This window comes from Corynebacterium sp. 13CS0277 (assembly GCF_002994655.1).
In the GTDB taxonomy this organism is placed as follows: domain Bacteria; phylum Actinomycetota; class Actinomycetes; order Mycobacteriales; family Mycobacteriaceae; genus Corynebacterium.
On sequence record NZ_PPDL01000002.1, the window covers coordinates 151,464 to 165,619 of the forward strand.

The following is a 14,156-nucleotide window of genomic DNA, read 5'->3' on the forward strand; positions in this document are numbered from 1 at the left end:
AAGGGGTGTCTCCTTCAAGGACGAGCGTGCTGAGTTTTTTCGGTGGACCCGCCCCGCCACTGCAAGATCCAGTGGGGTGGCATCCTTCGGGCCCGGATGCGGTGCTGTTGCAAACAACGGGCCCGGTTCGCAGGTAAGGATACGCACCTGGCCACCGGACAGTGGCGGGGCGGGTAGTTCAAGGGGACATCCTAGATGCCAGCCACGGCCCACATGCAACAGCACCTTTTCTCTTCCGTGCGCGGGTCGCGCCGCGCTCGCATCCGAAACAGTGGCGACAGTGACTCTTCATCACGCCCGTCGCCACAGATTTCGGCCGCGGCACGATCATCGGCACGTGCAGGTGGTGGCGGTGGTTGTCGGTGGGCTGTGCCCTTGCACATTCATTATGGTCGCCGGTGACAGCCGAACTGTTACATGGCAGATGTGCAGCCGTCTGCAGTTGGGCTTATTTGCGGTGTGGCGTGGGCGGGTTTTTCCGGTGGCTGCCCTGTCGCTGGGCGCGGGCCTGGGCGCTGGCGGTAGAGTAACGGGGCGTGTCTGAAACCACCGCTTCCACCCCCGCCCACATCACCCAGCAGGCGGCCCGCCGCCGCACCTTCGCCGTCATCGCCCACCCCGACGCCGGTAAGTCGACGTTGACGGAGGCGCTGGCGTTGCACGCGCACGTGATTTCCGAGGCCGGTGCCGTGCACGGCAAAGCCGGCCGTAAGTCGACGGTGTCGGACTGGATGGAGATGGAGAAGGATCGCGGTATTTCGATCGCGTCCTCCGCCCTGCAGTTCGAGTACGCCCCGGAAGGTCACGAGGGGGAGCCGTACATGATCAACCTGGTGGATACGCCCGGCCACGCGGATTTCTCCGAGGACACCTACCGGGTGCTCACCGCGGTGGATGCGGCGGTCATGCTCATCGACGGTGCCAAGGGCCTGGAGCCGCAGACGTTGAAGCTGTTCAAGGTGTGCAAGGCCCGCGGGTTGCCGATCGTGACGGTGATTAACAAGTGGGACCGCCCCGGCATGGCGCCCCTGGAGCTCATGGATGACATCGTCACCGAGATCGGCCTGCAGCCCACCCCGCTGTTCTGGCCGGTCGGTGAGGCCGGTGATTTCCGCGGCCTGGCGCGCGTGTCCGACGACGGGGAGCCGGTGGAGTACATCCACTTCATCCGCACCGCCGGTGGCTCCACCATCGCCCCGGAGGAGCACTACTCCCCCGCCGATGCGGCAGGGCGAGAAGGCGCGGCCTGGGAGACCGCCGCCGAGGAAGTCGAGCTGATGACGATGGACGGGGCGGTGCACGACCAGGACCTGTTCCTCGACTGCACGACCTCGCCGGTGATTTTCGCCTCCGCGATGCTCAACTTTGGTGTGCACCAGATCCTCGACACGCTCTGCGCGCTGGCACCCGCGCCCGCCTCCCGGGATTCCGGGGAGGACGCCGTCGCCGCGGCGACGAGTGCGATTGACAGCACCCGCAACATTGCCGACAGTTTCTCCGGTGTGGTGTTCAAGGTGCAGGCCGGCATGGATAAAAACCACCGCGACTCGCTGGCGTTCATGCGGATCGTGTCCGGCGAATTCACCCGCGGCATGCAGGTCACCCACGCCCAGTCGGGCCGCAGCTTCTCCACGAAGTATGCGCTGACCGTGTTCGGGCGCAACCGGAATACCGTCGACGCCGCCTACCCGGGCGACATCGTCGGCCTCGTCAACGCCGGCTCCCTGGCCCCCGGCGACACCATCTACGCCGGCCGGAAAGTCCAGTACCCGCCGATGCCGCAATTCGCCCCGGAGCACTTCCGCACCCTGCGCGCCAAGAGCCTGGGCAAGTACAAGCAGTTCCGCAAGGCCCTCGACCAGCTCGCCGCCGAAGGCGTGGTGCAGATCCTCAAAAACGACGCCCGCGGCGACGCCGCCCCCGTCATGGCGGCCGTCGGCCCCATGCAGTTCGAAGTGATGATGGCCCGCATGGACAACGAGTACAACGTGGAGACCGTCGCCGAACCGATCCCCTACCAGGTGGCGCGGCGCACCACCCCCGCCACCGCCGCCGAGTTGGCCAAGCAGCGCGGCTGCGAAGTGTTCACCCGCACCGACGGGGAACTCGTCGCCCTGTTCGGCGACAAGTGGCGCCTGCAGTTCATTGAGAAAGAACACCCCGAGTTCGAGCTCTACCCCCTCGTCGCCGACTAAGAAAGCACCCCCATGAGCACCACTGTGAGCCTCAGCGACATCGCCGCCGACGGCGCCCTCGACCAGGCGCTCCGCGCAGCGGACCTCTACCGCCGCCTCGGCGTCGACCGCGGCATCGACCCCCACATCGACTACGGCGAACCCACCGGGGAGGCGGCCGACCCGCTCGCCGCGCCGCTGGTGCGCCGCCTCGACGTGCGGCTGTCCGGCCACGACGAGACCCTCACGCTGCGGGGGGAGGTCATCGGCACCGTCGTCGGCGACACCTTCACCTGGGCGGTCACCCCGGAGGTTCCCGCCGCCCTCAACCTCGACGAGGATGCCCGCCAGGCCCTGGCCGGCAGCACCGAACTCACCACGGCCTTCACGGGTGCCGTCCGCACCCTCTACGGCAACGGCCTGCTGCTGTTCGCCGCCCACGAGGACCCGCTGCGCCTGCCGGAGCCCATGGTCGCCACCGCCGACGCCGTCTACGTTGACCTGCCCGCCATCGAGGGGGTGAGCGCCGCCGAGGCCTTCGCAGCCGCGGAACTCGGCGGACTTGATGAGCGTCGCGCGCTGCTCGGCTACGCCGCCTTCCACTCCCTCGGCGTCAAAGACATCCCCGGCGGCCTCGCCTTCACTGACGGCAGCGAAGTGGCCTTCACGACCGCACTCGCCGCAGCCCACGACGTCGCCCAGCCGACCACCGCAGCGCAGCCGGCCACCGCAACGCAGCCCGCAGCCCCGCGGGAGATTCCCCCGATCGCGCTGACGGTCTCCATCGAAACCCCCCTGACCGCCCCGGCCGCCGCAGTGGCTGTACCCGAGGAGACACCGGCGCCCGCAGTCGAGACCGCTCCTGCCGCGCCCGAGGAGACACCTTCGCCCGCAGCCGAGACCGCTCCTGCCGCGCCCGAGGAGACACCGGCGCCCGCAGTCGAGTCCACCCCCGAGGAGACACCGGCGCCCGCAGTCGACACCACCCCCGCCAGCGGCGAGGAGGTGACGGCGTTCGATCAGTTGGTGCTCGACAACCTCTACGACGCCAGCCTCGGGCAGGTGCTGCTCAGCCGCCGCTGGCCGGCCGGCACCGTCACCCTCGACCTGGGGCGCGGGCAGGCACACATCACCACCCCCCAGGGCACCGTCATCGTTGGTGCTCTGCCCATCGCCACCATTGGCCCGGCGGGCTGGCTGTGGGCGTGGCAGGACCCGAACCTGCCGGCCCCGGCACAGCAGGCCGCTGCCCCTATCCGCGCCTTCGGTGAGGAGCACCAGGAGCCCCGACTGCTGGGCGCCCCCGCTGAGGAGGCGGACGTGTACGCGGCGGTGACGGCAGCGAAGGCGCTGCTCGGCCGCCCGGCCAGCATCCGGGTGCCGGTGGCACCCCAGGTGGAGGCCATCGCGCTCATCACCCACCCGGATCTCGCCCCCGGCCCCATCGATGCCGCCACCCTGTGGGATGTCATCCACACCGCCCACCCCGCGCCCGCGGGGCTGGCCGCGAAAGAAGCCATGCGGGTGTTCTTGACCCGCCACCACGTGCCCTTCACGGACACCGGCGACGCCCTCGAATTGGTGCTGGGCCCCCACCGGGTGGCCCTGCAGGCCGACGGCACGCCGGCGCGGCTGCGGATGGACGACCTGTGATCGACACTCTCCTCGGCGCCACGCTGACGATTGGTGGGGTGCCGATCCTCGTGAGGGAAATCGTCGGCAACCTCTTCGGCCTGGCCTCCGCGTACGGGGGCATGAAGCGGGTGGTGTGGGCGTGGCCGGTCGGCATCGTCGGCAACGTGCTGCTGTTCACCGTGTTTCTCGGCGGGGTGTTCCACACCCCGCAGGACTTGGATCTCTACGGGCAGGCCGGCCGGCAGGTCATGTTCCTCCTGGTCAGTATCTACGGCTGGTACCAGTGGGCGCAGGCCAAGCGCGCCGGCATCCGCGAATGTGAGGACCTTGACCCCTCGCGGTCCATTGTCTCCGAGCCTGCTGCCGTGCAGCCCCGCTGGGCGACCCGCGCAGAGCGGCTCGGCATGCTCGCCACCGCGGTGGTCGGCACCGTGGTGTGCGCCCTCATTTTCCAGGCCCTGGGCTCCTGGGGCCCGTGGGCGGACGCGTGGATCTTCGTCGGCTCCATGCTGGCAACCTTTGGGATGGCGCGCGGCTGGACGGAGTTTTGGCTCATCTGGATCGGCGTCGACATCGTCGGCGTGCCGCTGCTATTGGCGGCCGGCTACTACCCCTCGGCGGCGCTGTACATTTTCTACGCCGGTTTCGTGCTGTGGGGCTTCGTCACCTGGGTGCGCACCCAGCGCAGCACCCCTTAGAAACCACAACCCCCGGGCATGCGTCAGGCCTGGGGGTTGTGTGTATCCTCCGCACGGTGGCGGGCAATCATCTCCCGCATCATCGCTTTGAGCTCCGGGTCCTCGCGGACCAGGACGACGAGTTGGCAGTCATTCGGGCCTGAGGTGCCCGGCTGGCAGGCGGTGCAGGGTTCGCCGTAACGGATGGGGCACTTCGGGCTGCGGTGGCGGGTCACATGTGTGAGGCTACGCCTGCTCAGTGCAGGACTGCACGCAGGGGCGCGGGATCCACCGCCTCGATGTCCGCGGGCTGGAAGTGGGGGTTGCGGTCCTTGTCGATGAGGACGGCACGTACTCCTTCTGCGAAGTCGTCGCGGCGGCGCATGAGGCTGCCGAGGCTGAGCTCGTTGTCGAGGGCGTGCCGCAGCGACACCGTCGCGTTCGCGGTGAACAGCTCAATGGCGGCCACCACGGAGGTGGGGCAGGCGCCGGCGAGGTGCTCCTCGACGAGCTGCGCGAAGTCGGGCGTGGCGCGCTCAGCGAGGGCGGCCGCAATCTCCTGCCAGGTGCCACCAGAGAACACCTCCTCGATCTGCCCCATGAGCGGCGCGAGCCGATCCTCCCCCGCAGGTTCGGTGGCGTAGCGCTCGAGGGCGGAGTCGATGGACTCTTCCACCAGCATCTGGGTGAAATCCTCCACGTCGGCCGCGGGCACGAAGTGCGTGGCCATGCCGGAGGCGATCATCTCCGCGGGGTTGAGCCGCCAGCCGGTGACCCCGAGGAACTTCGCCAACGCTGCCGAGGGGGCACCCCGGGTGCCCACCATGTGCATCATCATGTGCGTCATGCCCACATCCGGGATGAAGCCGATGGCCATCTCCGGCATCGCGGCAAACGCCCGCTCCGTCACCACCCGGTGGGAGCCGTGGCAGCTGACCCCCAGGCCGCCGCCCATGGCGACACCGTTGATGACGGCGACGATGGGCTTCGGGAAGCGCGCGAGATGGTCGTTCATGTCGTACTCGTCGACGAAGAAGCGATCCCCGGAGGCGTAGTCGCCGGCGACTCCGGCGTCGCGGACGGCGCGCACGTCGCCGCCGGCGCAGAAAGCGCGCTCCGTGGTGGACAGCAGCACCACCCGGTGGATGGAGTCGTCGTTCTCCCAGGCGTCGAGCGCGTCAGAGATGAGGGTGATCATCTCGTGGTTGAGGGAGTTCAGGGCCTTCGGCCGGTTGAGTTCGAGGACTCCGGTGGAGTTGCGGACGGACACAAGGACAGGGTGCGTAGTACTCATACCCACCTAGTGTTCCACATCACAAGCATCTGCGCAGGCGGATCCTCCCATCATTTTCCGCTGATGGACGTCAGTCGGGTGCCATGAGGATAATTCCTGCAGCACAGCGAACGCTTGTGCACGGGAATTCCGGTGCACATCCGAAAGCGGAGCTCGCCACTGTCAGCCTCAGCCGCCGCGCGCACCCTGCGCGCCTGGGGCCCAAGCCAGGAGGCCGGCAAGCCCCAACCTGCGCTGCCTGCCTGGGGGCGATGTGCGCCCCTTGCGGCTTGCTACCCCATGAGCGCTCGTTCTCGCCTCGTCGCCGCAGGCCACCCCGACGGCGGGCCGCTGGTCATCCAGCGCGGCTAGCGCGGCTCTGTGTGCGCCCGGTACGCCACCGGTGGTGGCGGGGTGGGATCCTGCCCCATCCGGGCAAGCGCCTCCGTGTAGATGGTGGTGCGCGACAGCACCCGGCTCATGCCGGTCGCCACCACCACAACCAGCATGAGGGGCACCAGCAGCCGAAACTGCCCGGTGAGCTCCATGATGAGCAGCACCCCCGTCATCGGGGCGCGGGCGGCACCGGTGAACACCGCGCCCATGCCCAGCATCCCGAAAATCGCCATGGCGTAGGCGTTGCTGGGTTCCACCACGGCACCAAAAGCCGCGCCCAGCATGCCGCCGATGAACAAGCTCGGGGCGAACGTGCCGCCCACCCCGCCGATGGCCATCGTCAGGGCGCAGCCCACGATCTTCGCCCCGCACAACAGCAGCACCAGGCCCACCGCCACCTCCCCGCGCAGCGCGTTGTTGAGGACCCCGTCGCCCTCCCCGTAGGCGCTGGGCAGCGCCCACAGCAACCCGCCGAGAACCACCCCGCCGACGATGGGCCGCAGCCACACCGGCCCCCGCCACACGCGGCTGACAGCGTCGTCGAGGCGGTAGCGCAGTTTCGTGAACACCACGCCCACCACCCCACCGACAAGCCCGAGCACCAGCACGAGGCCTAAGTCGGTGTCGTGCGCGAGCGACAAATCCTGGTGCAGCGTAAACGACAACCCATCGCCCACGAATTGCTTATTGGTCACGGTGGCCGCCACACAGGCGATGACGACGCACACGAAGGTGTCGGAGGTGAAGTCCAGCAGGATGACCTCCATGGCAAAAAAGGCGCCCGCGAGCGGGGCGTTGAACGCCGCCGACACCCCGGCGGCCACACCTGCCGCCGTGAGCAGCCGGCCCGTTGCCCTAGGCACCCGGCACCGCCGGGCAATGAGATGCCCCAGCGCACCACCGAGTTCACAGATCGGCCCCTCCGGGCCGGCGTTGCCGCCACCGCCAATCGTCAGTGCGGACGACGCCGTCGTCGCCACTGCGGGCCGCAACGGCACCGCCCCACCATGGGCGCGGGCGGCCAGCATGACGCCCGCAACTCCCCGGCCGCACTCCCACGCCCCGAACCGGGCCATGAGCGGCGCGTACAGGCAGGCGGAGAGCACCGGCGCGAGGATCAGCGCCGCATGGTTGCCGCCGCCGAGAGCGCCCACAAGGCCCCCGAGCGGCAGGCCGGGGTCCTCCGTGAGATCGGCATGCCCGGTGAGCAGCTGCTGCCACCCGCCGATCGCCCAGCGGAAAGCGACCGCCCCCACCCCGGCGAGCACACCCACGGCCGCAGCCATGAGATACAGCCCACCCCGCCGGAAACGGACAACCTCGGCGACGGACCACCGTGACACTATCTTTTTTCGCCTCCCACGCGTTGGGGTCTCCACACAGACACCCAACCTACACCCCCGACGGGCGTGGGCTACCGGCCTTTCTTCTTCGCCTTCTTCTTCGCCTTCTTCTCCTCGGCGTCGACGCGGCCGCGCTCCAGGTTGGCGGCCACATCCGGCACGTAGCGAAAATCCTCCCGCGGGGGACGCTCATAGTCGTTGGTCGACTCGGGGCGCTCCGGAATCTCCGGCAGCGGGCGATCAATCTTCTCGTACGGGATCGTCGACAACAGGTGAGAGATCACGTTGATGCGGGACCGCTTCTTATCTTCACTCTCCACCGTGTACCACGGCGCGGAGGGAATATCCGTGTGCACGAACATCTCATCCTTCGCCCGCGAGTAATCCTCCCAGCGGGTAATGGACTGCAGGTCCATCGGCGACAACTTCCAGCGGCGCAGCGGATCATTCCGGCGCGACTTGAAACGCTTCACCTGCTCCTCATCGGACACGGAGAACCAGTACTTGCGCAGCATGATGCCGTCCTCCACGAGGAGACGCTCAAAAATGGGCGCCTGGTGCAGGAACCGGCGGTACTCCTGGGAGGTACAAAAACCCATGACGCGCTCGACACCGGCGCGGTTGTACCACGAGCGGTCAAAGATGACGATCTCACCCGCGGTGGGCAGCTTCTCCACATAGCGCTGGAAATACCACTGCCCCTGCTCCCGGGAACTCGGCGCCGGCAGCGCCTCAATACGGCACGTGCGAGGGTTGAGGTACTGGGTGATGCGCTTAATCGCCGACCCCTTACCAGCAGCATCACGCCCCTCCATGATGACCACCACACGGGCACCAGTTTCCACCACCCACTGCTGCATGTCGACCAGCTCGGCCTGCAGGCGCTTGAGCTCCGCCTCGTAGGCCTCCTTCGACAGCTTCGGCGGTCGCTTATCCTGCACAGCATCGTTCTTCTTAGCCATAGTTCCCCACTGTATCGCCCCCACAGCCCCGCACCCCAGCAGCCCGCCACCCCCACAATCCCCCTGACGCGCCAAAAAACACCTGCCCCGCCGACGTATCGGCGGGGCAGGTGCACGCAGAGACTTAGACGACCTTGAACTCAGCCATCTCATCCCAGTGGGTCTTGCCCGGAATGAGCGTGTTGATGATCTCCGGCGTCTTCGTCAGCACGGTCGGGAACAGCTCACAGGCCGCACGGAAGTGATCGGAGTTGACGTGTGCCTCCGCGGCATCGTCCTGGAAGCCCTCGACGAGAATGTACTCCTCGGGGCGCTCCACGGAGCGGTACCACTCGAAGAACAAGCAGCCGTCTTCCGCACGGGTGGCGTTGGTGAAGTCGGCGACGATCTCCGGGAAGGAGTCGACGTTCTCGGGCAGCGGGGTGAATTTCACGTTGATCAGAATCATGCTCACCACGCTAACCAACCCGCGCCCGAAGCGCCAACATCCACGGCACAGCCTAGAGCTTGGGGATCAGGCCCGCAGCCGCCAGCATGGACACCAACGCACCCAAACCAGACAAAGCCAACAACAAAGCAATCACCGCACCGCCCACCGACGTAATGTTCAGCGCAGACGCATCCGACGACCCCTTCGCAGGATCCTTCTTCACCGGCTCCTTCGGAACCTCCACCTGAGTCGACGGCACCACAGCAGGCGGAGTCGTCGGAGCCGCAGAGCTCGACGACTCCGCAGTACTCGGCACCACCGACGGAGCAGCCGGAGTACTCGGGGTTGCCGAAGTACTCGGAGCAGCCGGAACACTCGGCTCCGCAGCCGGCTTCTTCCGCGGCGGGCTCAGCGGAACATCATCAGAGAAGTCATAGCTCTCGGGAAGAAGACAGTCAGGCAAACGAGAATTGTCAGGATCGGCCGGCTCGGCAAACGCCGCAGGATCGTACCCGTTGTCAACGGTAGCGCCGATCCAGGGCTTCTTGGCATCGGGCCCCGGCTTAGAAGTCACCCAAGTCCACGCGACCGTGTCAAAGAACGACACACCAAATCCAGGGGAATTTCGAACCTTATTCACCTGGTCCTCAGGCATTACGTCCAGCGCCACAATCATCGGGCCGAGCCCGAAGGCCACCTGAGAAAGGGAAAAGTCAACCGTGTGATCGTCGCCGATCTGCCGGAACTGAGCCCACGAACTCCCCCCTCCAGTCAGACGAGACGTGCCATCGAATCCGCCAGAAAAGCACTTCTTGTACTTAACATCGTAAAAACCGACGAAATTACGAACAGACACCCACGTGCCCGGGGCAATCTCCGGCGCAGTAAAGCGAACGACATCTTGGCCGTCATCGTTCTTCACAAAGGCAACGGAGAGTAGATCTTTGGAGTCGGGGTTCGGATACTTCGGCAAACCGTTGTCAGCAAAGAGCGAGTCATCCTTACCGACGGCAATCTTGTCGTCTTCCGGCATCGCCGCCGCAGCCACCCCAGCGCTGGTCATCACGAGTGCAGCCGCGAGGATCGATGAATACCACTTACGCATCGATAACCTTTCAGTCAAAAATGAGCTGCCGACATGATGTCCATTTGTTCTGAACATCATGTCGGCAGAGTGAGAACACTAGCTGCAGTGCGACGCGTAACCGCGGACGTACAGGTCCGCACCAGTGCGGTGCGAGTACATCTTGCCGTCGGTCTTGTTCAGCAGACGCAGCCAGTGGTTCGTACGCTGGCCGATTTCACAGGGCATCTCGAAGGTGGTGGTGCCCTCGCCGCGGGAGTTGGTGGTGACCTTACCCACGACACCGGTGAACTGAACGCCAGTGTTGCTGTAGCCCTTACCGTCGTCAACCTTGATGGACACGACAGAGTTCGGGGCAAAGCCCGAAACCTTGACGGACACGTTCTCGCCCGCACGGATCTCCAGGGGAGACGTGATCGTCACCTTGGTGCCGGGGGTGTTCTCAGAAGCGCCGAAAGGCGGGAGGGCCTGAGCGGCCGGGGCAAGCGCGACGGCGCACGCCACGGCAGCGGAAGCAGCAAAAAGCTTCTTCATTAAAACTCCTTCAAATAGGAAACCATTAGAAGCTGCGGAACTCACCATGTCGGCAAAGAAGTAATCCCGCCGAGAAATTTCCGCAGAGGCAAGGAGTAGCGAAGAGCTCCCCGACAAAGTCTGGAAGCTATCTTCTTCACCGACACCCCTTATCGAGGTTCGCCTTGCCTAGTTATGAAAGATACAACGCGAACAACCTCAGCGCCAGTACTTTGTCCAACTTTTGAGGGGCCAGTTCGACACCGCAAACACATAAGCGCAGCTCAGGGCGCCAATGTAGGGAAAAAATTCCTATGCTTGGCTACCCTCATATGGGGGTGGATGTGGGTGCTCAAACCGGCAGAGCGCCCTGGGCTTGGGGTGCGAAGATGCGCTCGTTTTCGCTTCCTCCCCCACCCCGGCACTTACACCACCTAGCACTCCGGCACATTCACGGCGACGGTCAGTGCGAGACCGCCGCCCGCGGTCTCCTTGTAGCGTTCGGACATGTCGCGCCCCGTCTGGCGCATCGTCTCAATGACGTCGTCGAGGCTGACCCGGTGGGTCCCGTCGCCGCGGAGCGCCATCTTCGCCGCATTGATCGCTTTCCCAGCAGAGATCGCGTTGCGTTCAATGCAGGGGATCTGCACCAGCCCACCAATGGGGTCGCAGGTCAGCCCCAGGGAGTGCTCCATGGCGATCTCTGCGGCGTTGCACACCTGGCGGGGTGAACCGCCGAGGATCTCTGCCAGCCCCGCGGCAGCCATCGCGGCAGCGGACCCCACCTCCCCTTGGCAGCCGACTTCCGCCCCGGAGATACTCGCCCGCTCTTTGAGCAGTGAGCCGATGGCTGCGGCCGCGAGAAGGAAACGGCGGTGGGTGCCCACCGGGTCCGCCCGGCCGGCGGGGGTGAAGTGCTGGGCGTAGAACAGCACCGCAGGAATGATGCCTGCCGCCCCGTTGGTCGGCGCGGTGACCACCCGCCCGCCCGCGGCGTTTTCCTCATTGACGGCAAGAGCGACGAGGTTGACCCAGTCTTCGCTGAATTCGGCGGTGCGCTGCGGGTCGTCGGCGAGAAGCTGCTCGTACCAGCCGTGGGCGCGGCGGCGCACCCCCAGCCCGCCGGGAAGCACCCCCTGGGAGGCAATGCCCCGCCGCGCGCAGCCCTCCATCGCGGCGTGCAGCCGATCCAAGCCGGCGTCGATCTCCGCGTCGCTGCGCACGCTGCGTTCGCAGGCGCGCTGCACCGCGCTGATCGACAGGCCAGCATTCTCCGCGAAGGTGATGAGCTGCGCCCCGGAGGAATAGCACAATTCACCACTGAGCACTTCCCGGGCGGGGGTGTCGTCCCGGGTGCGGATGAACCCACCACCAATCGAATAGTAGGTGCGGCGCAGGGGACCGCACACGAACGTCACCGCGTTCGTGTGCACGGTGCGCACCACCGCCGGCCGGAGAATAATGTCTTCGAATCCGCACACGACCGCCCGCGCCGGATCACCCGCCAGGTGGATGGTGCGCTGGCTGCGGATCTCCGCCAGGCGGCGGGCCACCGCATCCGGGTCGGCGGTCTCCGGGTCAGCGCCATCGAGGCCGAGCAGGCACGCCCCCAGGGTGCCGTGCCCCGCCCCCGTCGCCGCGAGGGAACCGTAGAGAATCACCGTGATCCCCGGCCCCGCAGTCACCGCCCCGCCGGCCACCGTGCCGCCCGCCGCCTGCGACACCTCCTCCCACTGGGAGTGCAGCAGACGGGCGAACTCCAACCCGGCGCGCATCGGCCCCACCGTGTGGGAGGAGGAGGGGCCGAGGCCGATGGTGAACAGGTCGAAGGCGGAAACAGTCATGGGCACTCATCCTAGCGGCCCCTACTCCAATTGGGTGGCGAGCTCCATCCACTCCATTTCGAGTTCTTCCCGGGCGGCCACCAGCTCGCCGAGCTGGGTGCCGAGCTCCGCGAGCCGGCCGGTTGCCTGCGGGTCGCTGGCGAGCTCAGCCATGGTGGCCTCGATCTCCGCCTGGGATTGCTCCAGCTTGGCGGTTTTGCGCTCAATGGCGGCGAGTTCTTTCGTCACCCGCCGGTGTTCCGCGGCGCTGATCCCCTCCCGCGCGGGGGCGGGTTCGGAGGTTCCGAGGTTGACGACCCCGGTGCGTGCCGCCGCGGTGGCCTGCCGGCGGGAAAGGTACTCCTCGATGCCGCCCGGCAGGTTCGTCAGCGTGCCGTCGCCGAACAGCGCCCAGGTGCTGTCGCACACCCGCTCAATGAGGTAACGGTCGTGGGAGATGACGACGAGGGTGCCGGCCCAGCCGTCGAGGAGGGATTCCAGTTCCTGCAGTGTGTCGATGTCGAGGTCGTTGGTCGGCTCGTCGAGGAGCAGCAGGTTCGGTTCCGCCATGAGCACCCGGGTCAGCTGCAGGCGGCGGCGTTCCCCGCCGGAGAGGTCCCGGATGGGGGTGCGCTGCCGGGCGGGGCTGAAGCCGAGCCGCTCGCACAGCTGGGAGGCGGACAGTTGTTTCTTGCCGAAGTCGACGTAGCTGGCGACGTCCTCCACCGCGTCGAGCAGCCGCCGCTCGGGGTCAAGGTCGTCGAGTTCCTGCCGCAGCCACCCCAGCCGCACGGTCTTGCCCTCTTTCCGCCGCCCGCGGCTGAGCTCTCTTTCGCCGGCGAGTGCCCGCAGCAGGGTGGTTTTCCCGGAGCCGTTGACGCCGACGAGGCCGATGCGTTCCCCGGGCCCCAGCCGCCAGGTGAGGTCCTCGACGAGGACCCGGCCATCCGGGGTGGCGATGGTGGCGTCCTCCAGCTCGACGACGACTTTGCCCTGGCGCTGCTTCGCGAACGCCATGAGCTCCACCTGGTCGCGCGGCGGCGGCACATTCTTAATGAGCGCCTCGGCGGCCTCGATGCGGTAGCGCGGCTTCGAGGTGCGGGCGGGGGCGCCCCGCCGCAGCCAGGCGAGTTCCTTGCGGGCCAGGTTTTGGCGGCGCTGTTCCGCGGCATCGGCCTGGCGGACGCGTTCCGCGCGGGCGAACGTCCAATCGTTGTAGCCGCCCTCGTAGACGTCGACGTGCCCGTCGTGGACTTCCCAGGTGGTGGTGGCCACCGTGTCGAGGAACCAGCGGTCGTGGGTGACGACGACGAGGGCGCACTTCATCGCCAACAGGTAGGTCGCCAACCATTGCACGCCTTCCACATCGAGGTGGTTGGTGGGCTCGTCCAGGATGAGCACGTCCAGCTCACGCACCAGCGCCGCCGCCAAGTTCGTGCGGCGCCGCTCCCCACCGGACAGCGACCCCACGGGGGTGTCCAGCCCCAACTCGACGATGCCGAGGCCCTGCAGCACATCGCGGATGCGGGCGTTTCCCGCCCACTCGTAGGTGGCCACCCCCAGCGGCGCGAGCACCACGTCCGCCACCGTGTCCGCGGGGTTGAGGTTCGCGTCCTGGGTGACCACCGCCAGCCGCAGGCCACTGGTGTGGGACACCCGCCCCGCATCCGGGGTATCGGCCCCGGACAGGACTTTGAGCAGCGTGGACTTGCCGCCGCCGTTGAGGCCCACGACACCAATCCGGTCGCCGGCCTGCACGCCCAAGCTCACACCATCGAGCAGGGTTGTCAGCCCGTAGGTTTTGGAGACGTTCTCCAGGTTGATGAGGTTCGTCGGCTGTGCCACA

12 protein-coding genes are annotated in these 14,156 nt (G+C 67.0%); 3 read left to right on the forward strand and 9 right to left on the reverse strand.

The annotated features are described in order from the left end of the window. The first annotated feature begins 536 nt into the window (after positions 1 to 536). Genes C1Y63_RS01295 through pnuC form a run of 3 tightly spaced genes read left to right on the forward strand, consistent with a single transcriptional unit; the run spans position 537 to position 4,507 of the window. Entirely contained in the window at positions 537 to 2,195 is a 1,659-nt protein-coding gene (locus C1Y63_RS01295; protein WP_233195512.1) for a peptide chain release factor 3, read from the forward strand. Between the two features lie 12 nt (positions 2,196 to 2,207). Further along, positions 2,208 to 3,827, forward strand: a complete 1,620-nt coding sequence (locus tag C1Y63_RS01300) for a DUF6882 domain-containing protein (RefSeq protein WP_106014660.1) — start codon at positions 2,208 to 2,210, stop codon at positions 3,825 to 3,827. Beyond that, positions 3,824 to 4,507 carry a nicotinamide riboside transporter PnuC gene (gene pnuC / locus C1Y63_RS01305; RefSeq protein WP_106014661.1) on the forward strand — a complete coding sequence of 228 codons (684 nt, stop codon included), beginning with the start codon at positions 3,824 to 3,826 and terminating at the stop codon, positions 4,505 to 4,507. Before C1Y63_RS01300 ends, pnuC begins: the two co-directional genes overlap by 4 nt. A 23-nt stretch (positions 4,508 to 4,530) precedes the next feature. On the opposite strand, the gene C1Y63_RS01310 is transcribed toward pnuC, so the two are convergent. From C1Y63_RS01310 to C1Y63_RS01350, 9 genes are all read right to left on the reverse strand, one after another. Further along, a complete protein-coding gene (locus C1Y63_RS01310) occupies positions 4,531 to 4,722 on the reverse strand; it encodes a DUF6767 domain-containing protein (protein WP_106014662.1) in 192 nt (63 codons plus the stop codon). Positions 4,723 to 4,742: 20 nt separating this feature from the next. After that, a complete protein-coding gene (locus C1Y63_RS01315) occupies positions 4,743 to 5,780 on the reverse strand; it encodes an enoyl-CoA hydratase/isomerase family protein (protein WP_106014663.1) in 1,038 nt (345 codons plus the stop codon). Between the two features lie 347 nt (positions 5,781 to 6,127). After that, a complete protein-coding gene (locus C1Y63_RS01320; protein ID WP_146128824.1) occupies positions 6,128 to 7,498 on the reverse strand; it encodes a chloride channel protein in 1,371 nt (456 codons plus the stop codon). Between the two features lie 71 nt (positions 7,499 to 7,569). Then, positions 7,570 to 8,460: a polyphosphate kinase 2 gene (gene ppk2 / locus C1Y63_RS01325; protein ID WP_106014665.1), complete on the reverse strand. Its 891-nt coding sequence runs from the start codon at positions 8,458 to 8,460 to the stop codon at positions 7,570 to 7,572. 124 nt (positions 8,461 to 8,584) lie between these two features. Then, positions 8,585 to 8,908, reverse strand: coding sequence for a putative quinol monooxygenase (locus C1Y63_RS01330; protein WP_106014666.1), 324 nt, complete (start codon positions 8,906 to 8,908; stop codon positions 8,585 to 8,587). A gap of 52 nt (positions 8,909 to 8,960) precedes the next feature. Beyond that, the gene (locus C1Y63_RS01335; RefSeq protein WP_146128825.1) at positions 8,961 to 10,055 is read right to left on the reverse strand and encodes a hypothetical protein; all 1,095 of its coding nucleotides are present in this window, start codon (positions 10,053 to 10,055) and stop codon (positions 8,961 to 8,963) included. Positions 10,056 to 10,073: 18 nt separating this feature from the next. Further along, positions 10,074 to 10,508, reverse strand: a complete 435-nt coding sequence (locus C1Y63_RS01340) for a hypothetical protein (protein WP_106014668.1) — start codon at positions 10,506 to 10,508, stop codon at positions 10,074 to 10,076. Positions 10,509 to 10,921: 413 nt separating this feature from the next. Next, positions 10,922 to 12,331, reverse strand: coding sequence for an L-serine ammonia-lyase (locus tag C1Y63_RS01345; protein ID WP_106014669.1), 1,410 nt, complete (start codon positions 12,329 to 12,331; stop codon positions 10,922 to 10,924). 21 nt (positions 12,332 to 12,352) lie between these two features. Next, positions 12,353 to 14,155 (reverse strand): ABC-F family ATP-binding cassette domain-containing protein, encoded by a 1,803-nt coding sequence (locus C1Y63_RS01350; protein WP_106014670.1) that lies wholly within the window; start codon positions 14,153 to 14,155, stop codon positions 12,353 to 12,355. Position 14,156: the final 1 nt, after the last annotated feature.